This window comes from Mycolicibacter virginiensis (assembly GCF_022374935.2).
Taxonomy (GTDB): Bacteria; Actinomycetota; Actinomycetes; order Mycobacteriales; family Mycobacteriaceae; genus Mycobacterium; species Mycobacterium virginiense.
Window position 1 is genome coordinate 4822951 of sequence record NZ_CP092430.2, and the last position, 17883, is coordinate 4840833.

A 17883-nucleotide genomic window follows, 5' to 3' on the forward strand; every position below is an offset into this window, starting at 1 on the left:
ATCCTCTCGCTGGTGGACCACCGAAAGCTTAGGGGGCGAGCGGGCATCTCAGCCGGATGACACGCTCGCGATCAGTAGACCAATTCGGCAGTGCGCCACCAGATCAGCGCGATGAACAGTGCCAACAGCGCGAGACTGGCCACCGCCTGAATCCGGGTCCGGCTCGCCTGCGGCGGATACACGTAGGCGAACGCGACCAGCACCCCGGTGATCAGACCGCCGACGTGTCCCTGCCAGCTGATGTGCGGAATGGTGAAGGTGAAGATCAGGTTGACCACGATCACCACGCCCACCGCGCGGACGTCCATCCGCAGGCGGCGTCCGATGACCAGCGTGGCGCCGAACAAGCCGAAGATAGCGCCCGAAGCGCCGGCGGTCGCGGTGGTGATCGGCGCCAACAGATAGACGGCAACCGAGCCGCCCAGCGCGCTGAGCAGGTACAGCGCGCTGTATCGCACCCGCCCCAACAGACCCTCGAGCTCGGGTCCCACCACGTACAGCGCCCACATGTTGAGCAGCAGGTGCATCGGGCCGTAATGCAAGAACGCCGACGTCAGCAGCCGGTAGATCTGCCCATTGGCCACCGCCGGTGTCCAGAGCACCAGCTCGGACTCGATCTCTCGCGACGCCATCTGCGCGATGAAGGCCAGCACACTCAGCGCGATCAGCCCGTAGGTGACCACCGGTGTTCCCGCGGCGGCGCGGACCAGCGGCCGCGCCGCCCGGCGCACCGGCGTTCCGCCCGCCTGCGCGCACTCCACGCAGTGCTGGCCGACGGCGGCGCCCCGCATGCAGTCGCCGCAGATGTAGCGGTCACACCGGGTGCAGCGCAGCGCAGTGGCCCGGTCGGGGTGCCGGTAGCAGACGTCCATGGCTATACCCTGTCAGAACCCTCTCAGGGCGCTTGTGCCCGAGTGCTGCCGGTAGATTTCAGACCATGTCGTCTCAAGCTCCGCGCCAAGCGTTCAATGACGTCGTCACCCGGTTTTGGAGCTTCGCCGCTCCGGCCTATGACGCCCGCTTCCTGCAACGTTGGGTCTATCGTCCGGCCCAGGACGAGCTGATCGCCGCACTGCGGTCGCACAAGCCGGCCCGGGTTGCCGACATCGCCTGCGGCACCGGCATCCTGGCCGACCGCATCGAACGCGAACTGTCCCCGGCAGCGGTTTACGGGGTGGACATGTCCGACGGCATGCTCAACGAGGCGCGGGAACGCTCGTCGCGCGTGCAGTGGCTGACCGGGCCCGCCGAGCAGCTGCCGTTTGAAGACGGCGCACTCGATGCGGTGGTCACCAGCTCGGCGTTTCACTTCTTCAACCAGCCGGCCGCGCTGCGCGAGTTCTACCGGGTGTTGGCTCCGGGCGGGATGGCGGCGGTCACGGCGATGAGCCCCCGCCTGTCCGACCCGCTCAAGGCGCTGACCGGCGTCCGGTGGAACCCAGCGCGCCAGCCGACGCCCAATGAGATGCGCACGCTGTTTACCGACGCCGGTTTCACCGTTCCCGATCAGCACCGCGTGGCGCGTCCGGCCTGGACACTGGTCGTGTCGGATCTGATCACGGTCGGCGTCAAACCGTAAACGCCAGGCGACGACCCGTCCCCTGCGATTCCTTCCCGGTACCTTCGTTAGGTATGAGATCGATGAAGCTGGCCGGGACGACGGCGATCGCGCTGGCAACCTGGTGCACTGCGGCCGGGATCGCCGGGGCTGATCCGACTCCTCCTCCCCCGCCCGCGCCCAAGCAGGTGATCGACGGCGATGGCACCTTCGCGGTCGGCAAGGACATCGTGCCGGGCACCTATCGCTCCGACGGCCCGCGTGACGGCGAGGCCTGCTACTGGCGCCGCATCGGCGGCGAAAAGACCCTCGACAGCGCGATGACCAAGAAGCCACAGGTCGTTCTGATCGAGCCGAGCGACACCGCGTTCCGGACCGACCGCTGCCAGACCTGGCAGCTGACCGAATGCCCACCCACCTGCGCACCGGTACCGCAGCAATCGGTGGGTCTGCCCGATGTGTTGAAAGGCTTCGTGCCGCAGGCTCGGCCGCCGGCCCCGGCCCCTGCTCCCAGCGGCGGCTAGCGTTCGAGCCGCCGGCGCCCACCCGCGAGTGTGAATCTGACGACGTGACACGCCGTGGACGCGTCGCCGAAATCCCGCTCGGACAGGCGCGTAGGCCGCTTGAGCTGAGCATTCAATGAAAGTTGCCTGTAAGTCACGCGGCATATCACCGCCGCCACGTACAGGTCCCGATGGCCGTCAGCTCAGACGGGTTCCGCCTCAGCGAGCAATAACGTTGCGCCGTCAACCAGTGTTCCGATTACCTCGTCGGTGCTGAAGTCACTGAGCCACAGATTCGGGGCGTCGGTGCGATGCAGCATCGCGACGCCGTGCAACGCCACCGACAACGCCGCGGCAATCCGGTCGGAATCGGGATCCGAGTCCGAATCCGGGACCTCCCCGCGGCAGGCGAGCAATCCTCTGGTCACCACAGCGAGTGCGCGCCGGGCCGCCGGCGGAGCGTGACCGTCCTGGGTCATCAGCGCGTAGCGCAACGGATGGCGCTGCGCGAACGACACATACACCCGACAGCCGATGAGCAGGCGTTCTCGCGGGTCAGTGGCCCGTTGGACGTGCTCGGCGATCTCGTCGGAGACCTGCACCCAGCTCGATTCAGCGACCGCTTCGAGCACCCGGTCCAGGTCGTCGAAGTGCGCATACACCGAGGGTGCGGCGATGCCGGCCTCCCGGGCGATACCGCGCAGCGAAACCTCGGCTTCGCTGTCTGCACCGTCGATGACCCGGACAGCGGCAGCCAGGATCTCGTCGCGCAGCAGCGCGCCGTGACCTCGCAAATTGCGCCGACGAGGGGGAGTGGGCACGCGGTGATCCTAACGGTTTGTTAGTTGTCCTCACTTGCGTTCTGCATAACATCTTCCGCGCAAGTGTGAGCTGGCACCGTTTAACTTTACACTCGTTTCTTTACGCCCGTAAGGTTAACCGGCATGAGCGCAATGAAAAGCCTGCGTGGTCCGCTCGAGCGACTGTGGATCGTGCTGGTGATCGTCCCGGTCGCCGCGATCGGCGGGCTGGTCATCTACCGGTTCCACGGCGTGTTCGGCGCGGACGGGGCGGCGGTTGCCGGCGGCACCGGTGGCGAAATCGTCTCCACCGTGCCGAAATATGTCACCTACGAGCTCTACGGACCCGAGTCGACGTCGGGCATGGTCAGCTATGTCGACGAGCGCGCCCAGTCCCAGGAAGCCCAGTTCCACTCGCTGCCCTGGTCACTGACACTGACCACCACGCAACCGAGCGTGTTCGCCAACGTCATGGCCCAGGGCGACAGTTACGAACTGAGCTGCCGGATCACCGTCAACGGCGAACTGCGTGACGAGCACCGGGCCGATGGCCACAGCGCCGCGACATTCTGCGTGGTGAAAGCGGCATGAGCGGCCACCACAGCCCGACCGTCACCGGAGCACCGCGGTTCCCGCGGCTGATCCGAGCACTCTCCATCCCGATCATCCTGTTCTGGCTTGCCGCGGCTGCCGCGACCAATCTGCTGGTACCGCAACTGGAGGTCGTCGGCGCCCGCAACGCCGTCTCACTCTCCCCGCAAGACGCCCCGTCGGTGATCGCGATGAAGCACATCGGCGAGAAGTTCGGCGAGTTCACCAGCGACAGCGTGCTGATGATCGTGCTGGAGAGCGATGCCGAACTGGGAGAAGACGCCCATCGCTACTACGACCAGCTGGTGACGACCCTGCAGGCCGACACCGCCCACGTCGAACACGTGCAGGACTTCTGGGGGGACCGGGTCACCTCGGCGGGCTCGCAGAGTGAGGACGGCCGGGCCGCCTACGTGCAGGTGCATCTGGCGGGCAACCAGGGCTCGGCGCAGGGCGTGGCATCGGTGGACGCGGTGCGCGAGATCGTCGAGGACTCCGACCCACCGGCCGGACTGCGCTCGTACGTGACGGGCCAGGCGGCCCTGGTCGCCGACACCAACGAGGCCGGCGATGCCTCGATGGTGAAGATGACCGGTATCACCATGGCCGTCATTGCGCTGATGCTGCTGGTGGTCTACCGCTCCATCGCCACCACGCTGATCGGGCTGCTGGTGGTCGTCACCGAGATGAGCGTGGCCCGCGGGCTGATCGCGGTGCTGAGCAACTCCCACGTCTTCGCGATCTCGACATTCGTGGTCAGCATCCTCACCGCATTGGCCATCGCAGCCGGAACCGACTACTGGATCTTTTTGATCGGGCGCTACCACGAGGCACGCAATGCCGGCGAGGAGCGCGAAACCGCCCAGAACACAACGCTGTCCAGCGTCAGCCACGTCATCCTGGGCTCCGGCCTGACCATCGCCGGGGCGATGCTGTGCCTGCACTTCACCCGGCTGAACTACTTCAACACCCTGGCGGTGCCGTGCGCCCTAGGCATGTTCACCATCCTGGCGATGGGGTTGACCTTCGCCCCGGCGGTCCTTGCGGTCAGCAGCCGCTTCGGGCTGCTGGACCCCAAACAGGTCACCAAGACCGGCGGGTGGCGCAAGGTGGGCACCGCTGTGGCGCGCTGGCCGCTGCCGATTCTGGCTGCCGCCAGTGCCGTTGCGGCCGTGGGCGTCCTGGTGCTGCCCGGCTACAAGACCAGCTATGACAACCGGCACTACATCCCCGCCAGCGTGCCGTCCAACATCGGCTACGCCGCCGCCGAGAAGCATTTCAGCTCCGCGCGGATGAACCCCGACATGCTGATGGTCGAGTCCGATCACGACATGCGCAATCCCCGCGACATGCTGGTGCTGGACCGAATCGCGCGCAACATCTTCCGGGTGCCGGGCATCGAACGGGTGCAAAGCATCACGCGTCCGCTGGGCCCGCCCATGGAACACGGATCGGTGCCGTTTCAGATCAGCGCCCAGGGCGTGACTATGCGGGAGAACCTGCAGTTCTTGCACGCCCGCCTCGACGACACCCAGACCATGGCCGACCAGCTCTCGTCGATGATCACGGTGATGGACCGGCTGCACGGCCTGACCGTGCAACTCTCCGATGCCACGCACGGCACCGACGAGGCAACCCACGATATGCAGGGCACGATGGAGGAAGTCCGGGACAGGATCGCCGACTTCGACGACGAGGTCCGGCCGCTGCGCAACTATTTCTATTGGGAGCCGCACTGTTTCAACATCGGTGTGTGCAACGCGTTCCGCTCGATGTTCGACGCCACCGACGGCTTCGACAAGCTGGCGGAGAACACCGCGTCATTGGCCGGTCAGTTGGACCGCGTCGATGAGATCACGCCGGCGATCGCCGATCAGATCCCGCCGATGATCGCCATCACCACCAACATGCGCGACCTGATGCTGACCATGCACAGCAGCTTCAGTCAGGTGGTGACCCAGCTGGAGCAGATGACCGACACCGCTGCAGTGATGGGCCAGGTGTTCGACGACGCCCGCAACGACGACATGTTCTACCTGCCGCCGGAGGCGTTCGACAGTCCCGACTTTCAGCGCGGGATGGAGCTGATGATGTCGCCGGATGGCCAGGCCGCCCGCATCCTGATCACCCACGACACCGACCCGGCGACCGTCGACGGGATCTCGCACGTGGGCGCCGAGCTGCAGGCCGCCAAAGAAGCCGTCAAAGGAACGCCGCTGGCCAAGGCGAAGTTCTATCTGGGCGGCACCGCCGCCACCTACGCCGACATCCAGACCGGGGCGCACTACGACCTGCTGATCGCGGCGATCGCGGCCATCGTGTTGATCTTCGTGGTGATGCTGCTGATCACCCGGGCCCTGGTGGCTTCGATCGTGATCGTGGGCACCGTGGTGCTGTCACTGGCCTCCTCGTTCGGACTGTCGGTGTTGTTGTGGCAGTACGTATTCGGCATCGAGCTGCAGTGGCTGGTGATCGCGATGTCGGTGATCGTGCTGCTGGCGGTGGGGTCGGACTACAACCTGCTGGTGGTCTCGCGGATGAAGGAGGAGCTCTACAGCGGTACTGCGACGGGTCTGCGCACCGGACTGATCCGGGCGATGGGCGCCACCGGCAAGGTGGTGACAGCGGCCGGGATGGTGTTCGCCTTCACCATGATCGCGATGCTCGCCAGCGACCTGCGGTCGGTCGGACAGATCGGCACCACCATCGGGCTGGGTCTGCTGTTCGACACGTTCATCGTCCGCAGCCTGATCACCCCGTCGATCGCGGCGCTGCTGGGCCGGTGGTTCTGGTGGCCGATCAACGTGCACCGGCGCCCGGGCCCGATCCCCGCTGAGCCGCCGGCCCCCGCCGAGCGTGAAGCTGCGCTCACGCTGGGCGCCGAACGTGAAGGCAACGTCACGGTCGCGCCGGCACCGCCCGCCCTAACGCCACCACCCGTCCCAGCCGGCTAAGAATCTTACTGTTACGCCAAGATGCTCTTATTTTTCTTAATTTGCCTGTATCGTGGGTCCCTTGCGTCACGGAGAGGGGCTTGCGATGGTCAGTTCGGGAACGTCGGCGGTGGTGCTGGGAGCCGGGATAGCCGGGTTGCTGGCCGCCCGAGTGGCATCGGAGTCCTACGACTCAGTCACGATCGTGGACCGCGATCGGCTCCCAGATCACCCGGCCCAGCGCAAGGGAGTCCCGCAGGGACGGCACCTGCACAGCTTCCTCACCCGCGGCACGGGCATCCTCGGCGAACTGTTTCCGGGGATTCTCGACGAGCTCGCCACGGCCGGCGCAGTGGTGATCGACAACGGAGATCTGTCGGGGCGCTACGCCCGCATCGGCCGCCACGAGCTCAACCGCACGGGCACGCTCGCCGATCCCCAAGCCTTGGCGATCTACAGCGCAAGCCGGCCGTTCATGGAGTTCCACGTCCGGCGGCGCGTCGACAAGCTCACCAATGTCGCGTTCCTCGACGGCCACGACGCGATCGAGCCGGTGCACGTGCACGGGGTCGTCCGCGGTGTGCGGGTCACGAATCGGGACAACAAGCTCACCCAGGTTCTGCCTGCCGACCTCGTCATCGACGCAACGGGGCGGGCCTCGCGTACCGCCGACTTCCTGGCCGGCCAGGGCTTCGGCTGCGTGCCAGACCACCGCCTGCGGCCCGCTTGGGCCTACTCCAGCCAGCTACTTCGCATCCCACCGGGCAGGCTCGACGACCAGATGGTCTTCGTGAACCAGGGGCGCGCCTATCCCGGCCTGCTGCTGGTGGCCTACGAGCACGACACGTGGATGCTGTCGATCGCCCGCCACGGTGACTATGGCTCTCCCCCACGGAATTTCACTGCCATGCAGGTCGCAGCCAGGCAGCTGCTTCCGGCATCGATCATGACTGGGCTGCGCGACGCCACACCGGTGGGCGACATCGCCGTCTCCCACGACACCGGTGCGCTGTGGCGCCGCTACCACCAGATGACGCGCTTCCCCGACGGGTTGGTGGTGATCGGCGACGGACTCTGCCGACTCAATCCACTGCACGGACAAGGCATGACGGTCGCGGCGCTGCAAGCGCTGGCACTGCGTGACTGTCTCCGAGATGGCGGGCCGGACCTGTCGCAGCGCTTTTTCCGCGCGGCGGCCGACCAGATCGCGCCGATCTGGGCAGCCAACGCGAACCAGGATCGTCCCGCTGCCGACGACCGCCCGCACCCGATCCGCCGCCGACTGGGCGGGTGGTTCACCGAAGCGGTGGGCACCGCCGTGTCTCGCGACATCGCTGTCACCGAGCGCGTCCTGCGGGTACGCAACCTGGTGGATTCCCCCTCGCGGTTGCGCGATCCGGTGCTGCTGGCCCGCATCCTGCTGGCCAACCTGCGGGGCCCGGGGTTCGTGTCGTGAATGATGACGAAGCCGCGATCCGGGAGTTGTTCGCCCGACAGGTCGCCGGCTGGAATGCCGGCGATCCCGCGGCCTATGCGTCGGTCTTCACCTCCGACGCGGACTACGTCACTTTCCTGGGCGACCGCTACCAAGGCCGGGAGGCCATTGCCGCGTCGTATGCCCCGCTGTTCGCCAAACTGCTGCGCGGGACACGGCTGGAACTCCAGGCTTCCACTCTGCGGTTCGTGACACCGGACGTCGCGCTGGTCCACTCCCGCGCCGCAGTGGCCAAGAGTGCGCGGCGCCGCAACCGTGGTGTGCGGATCAACACCAGCGTTGCGGTACGAACAGACACCGGCTGGCTGTTGACCTCATCGCAGAACACCACCCACCGACGCCTGGCCCAAAGACTTATGCGCACACTGGTTTCCCGACATCACAACACAGGAGGCTCCCTTGCTTGATGCCATCTACCGGGCCGCACGCGCCAGGATCAGCACCCTGGCTGCCGGCCTCACCGAGGACCAGCTGAACCTCGCGGTTCCGGCGACACCGGGATGGTCGGTGCACGATGTGTTGGCCCACCTCACCGGTGGTGCGGCAGATGTCTTGGCGCAGCGACTCGATGGCGCGCCGGGCGAGTACTGGACCGCACGACACGTCGCCGAACGTCGCGACCGCCCGGTCGGCGAACTGCTCGACGAGTGGGAGCGCGCCTCACCGGCGGCCGAGGCGAGTCTGCCGGAGCGGTTCGCCGGGCCCAACCTGGCCGCCGACGTGATCTGCCACGAGGGGGATCTGCGCGAGGCGCTGGGTCTGCCGCGGATCGACCGCGAGCACTGGCAGCCGTTTCTGGACGTCCTTGGCCGGCTGCCCGGCCGGCTACTGCCCGACACCGACACCCTGGTGATCAGCGACGAGCTGGGGCAGGAATGGCGTTGCGGTTCAGGTGAATCCGTCACAGTCTTGCGAGCTGATGGTTACGAGCTGATGCGGGGCCTGTTCAGCAGACGCTCCCGCAGCCAGATAGCCGGATGGGACTGGTCCCCCGAGCCGTCTACACAGCTGGTCGACAGCTTCGGCGTCTTCGGCCACCGCGACGACGATCAACCGATCCCGGTCTGCTGATTCACGCGCCGCAGGCGGTCAACCGCGGCGGGGAGAACGACACCGACCCGACCCCGCCGACGATCATGCCGTTCTCGGCCAGCGTCATCGCGGTCACGTACGAGCAGGTTTGAATCTCGGTCAGCCCGTTGAGATACACCACGTCAAAGGTGTACGCGAAGTTGCGAACCAGCTGTCCAGCCGCCCACGGGTGGTCGACGACGAAGCCCAGTGATGACCCGGACCGTGCACCCAGTACCCGCGGGCCCCTCTCCCCGATGTGCGGCTTGATCGAGAAGGGCACCCCGTCACGCTTGGTGCCGTCCAGGCCGATGCTATTGATTCGGTAACCGGTGGCAGCTGGGGGCACGAGCGGCCCCGGCCGGATATTGGTGCTGAACAAGATGGAGTAGTTGGTGCCTCCGACCACGGCGGTGGTGCTGAAACTGGTCGAGGTGAACTCTTCGGGCAGCTGCACGACGCAGTTCTCGATCACCTCGTTCGGATCGGCGCAGTCCTGCGAGCCGGGTGGCACCGCCAGCGCACGCGGCGCAGCGAGTGCAACACCAAGCGCCGGAACCGACCAGAGCGCGCCACGCATGAAGATGCGCCGCGTAATCGTCGTCGACGAGTCGGTCATGGCATCAACAGTACCGACCGAAGCCACTTTCGTTGTTCGGTCGATGATGCGATGCCCCGGTCGCCGTCTGCTGAACTCACCCGCCGCAGGAGGCCAACCGCGGCGGGGAGAAGGCCACCGATCCGACCCCGCCGGTGACGGCTCCGTTGTTGGCGAGTTGCATCGTCGTCACGTAGGTACAGGTTTGAATCTCGGTGGACAAATTCAGGTAGACCACGTTGTAGGTGTAGGCGAAGGTGCGGACCAACTGCTTGGCATCCCAGGGCACATCCAGCTCGAAACCGAGCGATGAGTCGATCGTCCGGATCCAAATTGCCCGCACACCGGTCTCCCCGATCGACGGCACCACCGTGAAGGCGGAACCGTCGGGTTTGGTGCCGGCGATGCTGAGGCTGTCGATGCGGTAGCCGGTGGTTTCCGCAGGTACCGGCGGCCCGGGCTGAATCCTGGTGGTGAACTGGATTGCGTAGCTGGTTCCGCCGCCGATCGCCCTGGTGGTGGAGAAGCTGGTCCAGCTGAATTCCTCCGGCAGCTCCGCAGCGCAGTCGTCGATCACCTCGTTTGGATCTCCGCACCCGGGTGAGCCGGCCGGCGCCGCAAGCGCCCGCGGTCCGGCCAGCGCGGCGCCGAAGACCGGCACCGACCAGGCGGCACCGCGCAAGAAGATGCGGCGCGAGATCGCTGTCCTCACACTGCCGGTCACGAGCCTCACAGTAGGCGATCAGAGCGCATTGGTTGTTCGGCCGATGATTCGGTGCCATGCTCGCCGGATGGTGTGGGAGCGCTTGTCCACAGCCGTCACCGGCCGCCGTTCCTGGCTCGTTGCTCTCGTCCCGATCCTGATCGCCGTCGCACTGATGGCGCTCAGCAACGACAATACGGCGGCGACCCAATCACCCGAGACGCTGCCGGCCGGCGCCGAATCCGCCCGCGCCGCCGCGGCGCAGACCACCTTCGCCGGCGGGGAACAGGCGACCGCACTGCTGGTCGCCACCCGCGACGATGGTGCGCCACTGACGCCGGCCGACATCACCGCGGTGAATGCGGCCCGCGATCGCATGACGCAGCTGCCCCAGGTGCTCACCGGCCCAGTGCCACCGGCCATGCTGTCCACCGATCGCCAAGCGGCCCTGGCCACGGTGCCCTTGGCTACCGACTTGTCCGGTTTCGGCCTCACCGATGCGGTCAAAGCCCTGCGAGCGGCGGCCGCCGACGGCTTGCCACCGACGCTGTCGACCCACGTCACCGGCGGCCCGGCGTTCGGCGCCGACATCGCCGATGCCTTCACCGGCGCCAACGTCACCCTGTTGGTGGTCACCGCGCTGGTGGTGGCACTGCTGTTGATCGTCACCTACCGGTCTCCGGTGTTGTGGCTGGTACCGCTGATGGTGATCGCGTTCGCCGATCGGGTGGCCACCGTGGTGGGCTCTGATGTCGCACCCGCCGCGGGCGTGACCTTTGACGGCTCCACCGCAGGCATTACCAGTGTCTTGGTCTTCGGGGCCGGCACCAACTATGCGCTACTGCTGATTTCGCGCTACCGCGAAGAACTGCGCATCGAGCCCGCGCATCGCATCGCACTGCGCCGTGCGGTGGCCGCCGCCGCCCCGGCGATCCTGGCCAGCAATGCCACCGTGGTGCTGGCCCTGCTGACGTTGATCTTGGCGGTCACCCCGAGCACCCGCAGTCTCGGGATCTGCGCCGGCTGCGGACTGGTCGTGGCCGCCGTATTCGTGCTGTTGGTCTTGCCTCCGCTGCTGGCCTTGGTCGGCCGGAAGGTGTTCTGGCCGTTCATTCCCCGGGCTACAGGCAATGCGGTGATCCAGGTGGGCCCGTGGCACCGCGTCGCCGAGGCCGTCTCACGCCGCCCGGCCGTGGTGTGCACGGCGGCGATCGCCGTCCTGGCGCTGTCGGCTAGTGGCCTGCTGGGCGCCGGGATCGGGTTGTCGCAGACCGAGCAGTTCCGGTTACAGGCCGACTCGGTGACCGGATTCGACACGCTGGCAGCACACTTTCCGGACGGCGAGGCGAGTCCGACCATCGTGATCGGCCCCACCGCCCGGGCGCAGCAACTCAAACAGGCGATCAGCGCCGTCCCCGGCGTCGTCTCCGTGGTCCAGACGGGTGCCTCCGAAACCGGACGAACCATGTGGTCGGTGGTGCTCGACGCCGCACCGGCAACCGATGCCGCTTTCAATACCATTGCCGGAGTGCGCGATTCGGTCGGTGCGATAGACGCACGCGCACTGGTGGGTGGCGCCGACGCACAGGCCCTCGATGTGCGCGACGCAGCCGTGCGCGACCGTGCGGTGCTGATCCCGCTGATCCTCTTGGTGGTGCTCACCGTGCTGTTCGTGCTGCTTCGGGCGGTGTTGGCCCCACCGGTCCTGGTGGCGGCGACGGTGCTCAGCGCGGTCGCCGCGCTCGGCCTGGGTTGCTGGGCCAGCCTGCACCTGTTCGGATTTCCGGCGCTGGACAACAGCACTCCCCTGTTCGCGTTCCTGTTTTTGGTAGCGCTGGGCGTGGACTACACCATCTTCCTGGTGACCCGCGCCCGCGAAGAGACGCCCGCACACGGCACCCGCGACGGCATGGTGCGCGCGGTGTCAGCCACCGGCGGCGTCATCACCAGTGCCGGCATCGTGCTGGCAGCGGTGTTCTGCGTGCTCGGAGTGCTGCCACTGATCGTGCTGACTCAGCTGGGCATCATCGTCGGCTTGGGAATCCTGTTGGACACGTTCGTGGTTCGTACCCTGGTGATTCCAGCACTGTTCGCGCTGATCGGCGATCGGGTCTGGTGGCCCAATCAGCCACGCTGACTTCTACAGTGCCGCCCAGATCGACTTGGTCTTGAGGTAGCCGTCGATGCCCTCGTAGCCGAACTCGTGGCCCATACCGGACTGCTTGTAACCGCCGAACGGGACGTTGTGGTCGAAGACCAGCTGGCAGTTCAACGTCACCGTGCCGGCCTGCAGGCGCTTGCCCAGGTTGTGTGCGCGCGCCAGGTTGGTGGTCCACGCCGTGGCCGCCAGGCCGTAGCTGGTGTCGTTGGCCATCGCCACCGCTTCGTCGTCGTCGTCGAACGGCAAGATGGTGACGACCGGCCCGAAGATCTCTTCCCGATACAGCCGGCTGGTGGCCGGGTCGACGTTGGTCAGCACGGTCGGCTTCACGAAGTAGCCCTTACGATCCACCCGGTAACCACCGGACACCACCTCGACGCCGTCCTTGCGTCCCTGGTCGATGTAGCCCATGACGCGCTCAAGCTGTTTGGCACTGACCAGCGGGCTGATCATGGCGCCCTCGTCCTTGGGACCACCGAGCACCAAGTTCTCGCCGATCATCGCGATACCCGCGACCACTCGCTCATAGACGCTGCGCTGCACGAAGATCCGGGATCCGCAGACACAGCCCTGACCGGAGTGCACGAAGATACCCATCGCGGCCATCATGATCGCCATGTCCAGGTCGGCGTCCTCGTAGATCAGCACCGGGGACTTCCCGCCCAGCTCCAGCGTCACCTTCTTCAGGTTGTCCGCGGAATTGCGCATGATCTCCTTGCCGACATCGGTCGAGCCGGTGAAGGCGACCTTCTCCACATCGGGGTGCGCGGTGATCGCCGCACCCGCGGTGGCGCCGTAGCCGATGACGAAGTTGGTGACACCCTCGGGAACCCCGGCCTGCGCGATCAGCCGTTCCAGCAGCACCGCCGACAGCGGCGTCTCCTCGGCCGGCTTGACGACGCTGCTGCAGCCGGCCGCCAGCGCCGGGGCGACCTTGGCGCAGGCGTTGAACAACGGGCCGTTCCACGGATAGATCAGGCCCACCACGCCGTAGGGCTCCTTCACGGTGTAGGCGTGCATGTTGGCGTAGGTGCTGTTGACGCCGCCCTCCATCTGCACCTGGTAGCTGCTGCCGTTGAGCTTGGTACACCAGCCTGCGTAGTACCGGTAGAACTCCGCACAGGTGGACACGATCATCTCGGCCTGCGCCGGCGGCATGCCGGCGTCCAGGGACTCCAGCTCGGCGAACTCCGCAGCGTGCTCATCGATCAGGTCCGCAAGCCGCCACAGCACCTTGGCGCGCTGGCGAGCCGGAAGATCAGTCCACGCACCGGATTGGTAGGTCGCCTTGGCGCGGGCGACGGCTTCGTTGACCGCTTGGGGACCGGCGTCGCGGAACTCGGTGATCTGCTCTTCGGTGGCCGGGTCGATGACCGGGATGACTTCACCGGTACCGGGCCGCTTCGCAAGATCATCGATTACCGACTGCACGGTCATTGGCGGGTCCTTTGGTTGCGACGGCAGATGCTGTGCACCTGCTTAGCATTGCGGACACGGCGTGGTCAACAGCGGGCACGGAGCGACCGCGGTTACGGTTCCGGCTATGAATCGGCGTCGAACCCGGGCACGGAGGTTCTGATGCGCACCCGCGGTTGGGGCGGGAATGTGCCCGCCAGCGACGAGGAGGCGGTGGCGCGGATTCTGCAGGCCACCCGCCAGACCATCGACGAACGCGGCGAGCAGACCAGCATCGCCGACGTCGCGCGGACGCTGGGCGTCACGCGGCAGACGGTCTACCGCTATTTCCCCAGCACCGAGGAGCTGCTGGCGGCGACCGCGGCCGACGGTGCCGGCACCTTTCTGGACCAGCTGGCTGACGCCCTGGCCGGAATGACCGATCCTGGCGAAGCGGTCGCCGAGGGCGTGGCACTGACCCTGGAGCGCCTCCCCCACGACCCCTACGTCGGTCTCTTGCTGCGCTCCCAACAAGCCAGCGCCTTTGCCGTGACCGTCACCACCGATACCGGCCGAAGTTTCGGGCACTCCCTGCTCGACCGTCTCGACGTCGACTGGACCGTCTTCGACGAGCAGGGCATCGACGACATCATCGAGATGGTGCTGCGCACGTTGCAGTCGTTCATCCTGGCGCCGCTGCCCGCACCGGGCGACGAACTACGGCGCCTGCTGCGCCGGTGGATCGCACCTGCGGTGAGCGCGGCGCGCCGCGCTACGCCGGATCGCGCGTCAGCGAATAGGTGACGCCGGTCAGTGCTTCGGCGACCGTCCACAGCCGCCGCTGCGCATCGGCGTCACCGGCTCGGCCGGCAGCGCGTACCAACACCGGTGGGCCGATCTGCTCGAAACGCCCACCCGGGCCGTAGAACTGACCGCCCGTGGCGGCCGGGTCGGTCGCTGCCCGCAACATCGGCAGGGCGCCCTCGGCAGGCCCCTGGGTGAACCAACCCGTCACATAGCGAGACCGGCTGTTGAACACCCAGCGCACCGCCCTGGACTGCTCGCGCAGGATCGAGGTACGGGTGCCACCGGGGTGTGCCGCCAACGCGATCGCCGGGCTGGCAGCCGATTCCAGCCGCCGCTGCAGTTCGTAGGTGGCCATCAGTTGGGCAAGCTTGGACTGGGTGTAAGCCCTCGACGGAGTGAACGACGTGGTCAACTGCAGATCGTCGAACGCGATCCGGCCACTGCGGTGGGTCTTGCTGCTCACCGCGATGATCCGTCCCGCCGCGGAGGCGAGCACGCGATCCAACAGCAGGCCCGTCAACGCAAACGGCCCAAGGAAGTTCGTGCCGAAGTCACCCTCGAAGCCGTCGACCGTCAGCTGCCGGGTTTGGTGCATGACACCGGCGTTGTTGACCAGGATGTCGATGATCGGGTGGCCGGCCCGCAACTCGTCCGCGCATGCCCGTACCGACGCCAGGTCACTGACGTCCAGATGGACGACGTCGAGGCGGGCGCCCGGAGCGGATCGGAGAATGTCTTGCCGGGCCGCGGCAGCCGCTTCGGTGTTACGGCAAGCCAGCACGACCGTGGCACCGAGGATCGCCAGTCCCCGCGCGACTTCGAGGCCGACCCCGGTGTTCGCACCGGTGACGACGGCTACCCGGCCGGCCTGCGGAGCACCCTGCTGCAGTGACCATCCGGTTGCGCTCATCTAGCCGCGGCTCGCCGTCGCGAAACGCTGGTCGGTGTAGCGGCGCAGGTTGGCCAGGAAGCGGCGAAAACCCAGGTTCATCAGCGGGCCGCTGATCGGCGAGAACCACGCTGCCGGGCCGGTCAACCGATTGGCCAGGGTCCAGGTGAGCCGGCACCCCTGCGGGGTGGGCTCGATGATGTAGTCCTCGACGAACACAGCCAGCGCCGAGGTCGAGCTCGCATTGAAGCGAAAGGCCATGTGCCGTCCGGGTTCCCAGGCCAGGAACTCCTCGTCCCCGACAATGCCACCCCGCATGTCGACCACGCGGGTGGTGCCGACTCCGTGCGGTTCGGGGCTGGTCCAGGTCACGTTGGTGATGACACTGGCCCAGTGCGGCCAAGCTTCGGCGTCGGCCAGCACCTCCCAGATCTCATCGGGCGTCACGGCCAGGTCAACGCTGTTGCTGAACCGCTGCGGCGCCCGCTCGAGGAAGTCGAGGCCGACCTGCTCACACGGATGCATCCGAGACAACTGCTGATTCCTTTCGGTGATAGCCGACTAGCGCGCTCCGCGCACCAGACGCCCGGGCCGTGCACCGGTGTCGACGCCGTTGCGCCGGGTGACGGTACCGCTGACGATCGTCGCAACATACCCGCTCGCCCCCTGCAGCAGGCGGTGTCCGCCGGCCGGCAGGTCATAGGCCATCCGGGCCGGGTGCAGCCTCAGCGCGTCCATGTCGATCACGTTGATGTCGGCTTTCTTGCCGACCTCGATGACGCCGCGATCGCCCAGGCCGAACAGTTGCGCGGTGTCGCGGCACTGTTTGCGCACCAGGTACTCCAGGGGCAGTTTGTCGCCGCGATGCCGGTCCCGGGCCCAGTGGGTGAGCAGGTAGGTGGGATAGGAGGCGTCGCAGATCATTCCGCAGTGCGCTCCACCGTCGGACAGGCCCAGCACGCCGGCGGGGTGGGTGAGCATCTCACGGATCGCGTCGTGGTTGCCGTCGGCGTAGTTGAAGAACGGCAGCATCAGCATCGCGCCGGCGTCGGCCTGCAACATCAGGTCATAGAGCGTTGCCAACGGATCGTCGCCGCGCGCCGCGGCGATCGCCGCCACCGAGCGCTCCGGGGTCGGCTCGTAGTCCGGCGGGTCACCCAGGTCGTAGATACGGTGCAGTGAGTGTTGCACCAACGCGAACATGGCGTCGAACTGCACCGCGGGGTCCACCGGCAGGTCGTCTTCGGACAGGATCGCCGCCTTGACCGCCGGTTCGGCGAGCCGCTGCGCGAGTTCGGCACGGCTGCATTCGGCCTTCAGCCGCCGGTAGGTCGGCCGGTGGGTGAAGGCGTGATGCCCGGGAAAGCCGAGCAGCATGCCGAACGGGCGGGCGGCGATCTGCGGGTACAGCGCGCTGCCCGCTTGGTGGGCAGCCGCGGAGATGTCCAACTGCTCGCGCCACAGATTGGGGTCGGCGTCTACCTGGATCAGCGCGAACGACACCGGACGGTCGATCTCGGCACCGAGGCGCTGCATCCATTCCAGCTCCTTCTTCGGCGCGACGATGTCCTCGCCGGCCGCGCCCTGCGGGGCCAGTTCGAAGACCGCCTGCCCGCCGGCCGCCATGGCCCGACCCAGGCCGAACAGTTCGTCTTCGGCGGCGAACGTCCCCGGTACCGGCTCGCCGTCCATGGCCCGGTGTGCCAGGGTGCGCGACGTCGAGAAGCCCAGCGCCCCGGCCTCGACGGCTTCCCGGACCAGGCGGCTCATGGCCGCGATGTCGTCCGCGGTGGCCGGTTCGTTGCGGGCGCCGCGGTCTCCCATGGCGTAGGCGCGAATCGCGCCGTGCGCGACCTGGCTGCCGACGTCGACGGCGAAGCCCTGCCCGTCGAGCCGGTCGAGGTACTCGGGGTAGCTCTCCCACCCCCAGGTGATGCCTTCGGTCAGGGCGGTGCCGGGGATGTCTTCGACACCCTCCATGAGTTTGATCAGCCACTCCTCGCGGCCCGGCCGGACCGGGGCGAAGCCCACCCCGCAGTTGCCGGTCACCACCGTCGTCACGCCGTGACCGCTGGACGGCTCCAGCAGGTTGTCCCAGCTGACCTGCCCGTCGTAGTGGGTGTGGATATCGACGAACCCCGGCGCGACGACACGGCCGGTGGCGTCGATGTTCTCGGCCGCCTCGCCCGTCAGTCCCGGATCATCGGTTCCGGTGCGGCGCTGCACCGCCACGATGCGTCCGTCCCGGACGCCGACATCGGCGAGGTAGCGCTGTTCTCCCGTCCCGTCCACGACGGTCCCACCGGTGATCGTGAGGTCGTACACAGCCGTCTCCTTCAATAGTGGTGTCGGGCGCACCCAAGAACGGTGTTGATCAAT

The 17883-nt window shown here is 67.2% G+C and carries 17 protein-coding genes; 9 read left to right on the plus strand and 8 right to left on the minus strand.

Features of this window, described 5'->3' with window-relative positions; translation table 11 throughout:
• Positions 1-71: 71 nt before the first annotated feature.
• A complete protein-coding gene (locus tag MJO54_RS22910; protein WP_046282858.1) occupies positions 72-872 on the minus strand; it encodes a rhomboid family intramembrane serine protease in 801 nt (266 codons plus the stop codon).
• Between the two features lie 65 nt (positions 873-937).
• On the opposite strand from MJO54_RS22910, the gene MJO54_RS22915 reads away from it, so the two are divergent.
• Together MJO54_RS22915 and MJO54_RS22920 are read left to right on the plus strand one after the other, a co-directional pair.
• Positions 938-1579 carry a class I SAM-dependent methyltransferase gene (locus MJO54_RS22915; RefSeq protein ID WP_046282859.1) on the plus strand — a complete coding sequence of 214 codons (642 nt, stop codon included), beginning with the start codon at positions 938-940 and terminating at the stop codon, positions 1577-1579.
• Between the two features lie 53 nt (positions 1580-1632).
• Positions 1633-2082 carry an Rv1352/Rv1906c domain-containing protein gene (locus tag MJO54_RS22920; protein ID WP_046282860.1) on the plus strand — a complete coding sequence of 150 codons (450 nt, stop codon included), beginning with the start codon at positions 1633-1635 and terminating at the stop codon, positions 2080-2082.
• A 182-nt stretch (positions 2083-2264) separates the two neighbouring features.
• Here the strand turns inward: MJO54_RS22920 and MJO54_RS22925 are convergent, their stop codons facing one another.
• Positions 2265-2882 (minus strand): TetR/AcrR family transcriptional regulator, encoded by a 618-nt coding sequence (locus MJO54_RS22925; RefSeq protein WP_233428708.1) that lies wholly within the window; start codon positions 2880-2882, stop codon positions 2265-2267.
• Between the two features lie 123 nt (positions 2883-3005).
• On the opposite strand from MJO54_RS22925, the gene MJO54_RS22930 reads away from it, so the two are divergent.
• The 5 genes from MJO54_RS22930 (at position 3006) to MJO54_RS22950 (ending at position 8951) form a co-directional block, all read left to right on the plus strand.
• On the plus strand, positions 3006-3452 hold the full coding sequence (locus MJO54_RS22930; protein ID WP_233428707.1) for an MmpS family transport accessory protein: 447 nt from the start codon (positions 3006-3008) through the stop codon (positions 3450-3452).
• Positions 3449-6406, plus strand: a complete 2958-nt coding sequence (locus tag MJO54_RS22935; RefSeq protein ID WP_064888711.1) for an MMPL/RND family transporter — start codon at positions 3449-3451, stop codon at positions 6404-6406. Before MJO54_RS22930 ends, MJO54_RS22935 begins: the two co-directional genes overlap by 4 nt.
• 85 nt (positions 6407-6491) lie before the next feature.
• Entirely contained in the window at positions 6492-7841 is a 1350-nt protein-coding gene (locus tag MJO54_RS22940) for an FAD-dependent monooxygenase family protein (protein ID WP_105295489.1), read from the plus strand.
• Positions 7838-8287: an SgcJ/EcaC family oxidoreductase gene (locus MJO54_RS22945; protein WP_064888709.1), complete on the plus strand. Its 450-nt coding sequence runs from the start codon at positions 7838-7840 to the stop codon at positions 8285-8287. The genes MJO54_RS22940 and MJO54_RS22945 overlap by 4 nt, the downstream gene beginning before the upstream one ends.
• Positions 8280-8951 carry a maleylpyruvate isomerase family mycothiol-dependent enzyme gene (locus MJO54_RS22950; protein WP_240175452.1) on the plus strand — a complete coding sequence of 224 codons (672 nt, stop codon included), beginning with the start codon at positions 8280-8282 and terminating at the stop codon, positions 8949-8951. The genes MJO54_RS22945 and MJO54_RS22950 overlap by 8 nt, the downstream gene beginning before the upstream one ends.
• A gap of 1 nt (position 8952) precedes the next feature.
• On the opposite strand, the gene MJO54_RS22955 is transcribed toward MJO54_RS22950, so the two are convergent.
• Together MJO54_RS22955 and MJO54_RS22960 are read right to left on the minus strand one after the other, a co-directional pair.
• Complete coding sequence (locus MJO54_RS22955; protein ID WP_046282887.1) at positions 8953-9570, minus strand: hypothetical protein; 618 nt, start codon at positions 9568-9570, stop codon at positions 8953-8955.
• 76 nt (positions 9571-9646) lie between these two features.
• Positions 9647-10273, minus strand: coding sequence for a hypothetical protein (locus MJO54_RS22960; protein ID WP_046282866.1), 627 nt, complete (start codon positions 10271-10273; stop codon positions 9647-9649).
• Between the two features lie 67 nt (positions 10274-10340).
• Between MJO54_RS22960 and MJO54_RS22965 the strand changes: the two genes are divergently transcribed.
• Positions 10341-12389 (plus strand): MMPL family transporter, encoded by a 2049-nt coding sequence (locus MJO54_RS22965; protein ID WP_046282867.1) that lies wholly within the window; start codon positions 10341-10343, stop codon positions 12387-12389.
• Between the two features lie 3 nt (positions 12390-12392).
• On the opposite strand, the gene MJO54_RS22970 is transcribed toward MJO54_RS22965, so the two are convergent.
• Complete coding sequence (locus MJO54_RS22970) at positions 12393-13850, minus strand: aldehyde dehydrogenase family protein (RefSeq protein WP_046282868.1); 1458 nt, start codon at positions 13848-13850, stop codon at positions 12393-12395.
• 141 nt (positions 13851-13991) lie between these two features.
• On the opposite strand from MJO54_RS22970, the gene MJO54_RS22975 reads away from it, so the two are divergent.
• Positions 13992-14612, plus strand: coding sequence for a TetR/AcrR family transcriptional regulator (locus MJO54_RS22975; RefSeq protein ID WP_046282869.1), 621 nt, complete (start codon positions 13992-13994; stop codon positions 14610-14612).
• On the opposite strand, the gene MJO54_RS22980 is transcribed toward MJO54_RS22975, so the two are convergent.
• Genes MJO54_RS22980 through MJO54_RS22990 form a run of 3 tightly spaced genes read right to left on the minus strand, consistent with a single transcriptional unit; the run spans position 14581 to position 17829 of the window.
• On the minus strand, positions 14581-15525 hold the full coding sequence (locus tag MJO54_RS22980) for an oxidoreductase (protein ID WP_046282870.1): 945 nt from the start codon (positions 15523-15525) through the stop codon (positions 14581-14583). The genes MJO54_RS22975 and MJO54_RS22980 overlap by 32 nt on opposite strands.
• Positions 15526-16029 (minus strand): SRPBCC family protein, encoded by a 504-nt coding sequence (locus MJO54_RS22985; protein ID WP_046282871.1) that lies wholly within the window; start codon positions 16027-16029, stop codon positions 15526-15528.
• Between the two features lie 36 nt (positions 16030-16065).
• A complete protein-coding gene (locus MJO54_RS22990; RefSeq protein WP_046282872.1) occupies positions 16066-17829 on the minus strand; it encodes an N-acyl-D-amino-acid deacylase family protein in 1764 nt (587 codons plus the stop codon).
• Between the last annotated feature and the right edge of the window lie 54 nt (positions 17830-17883).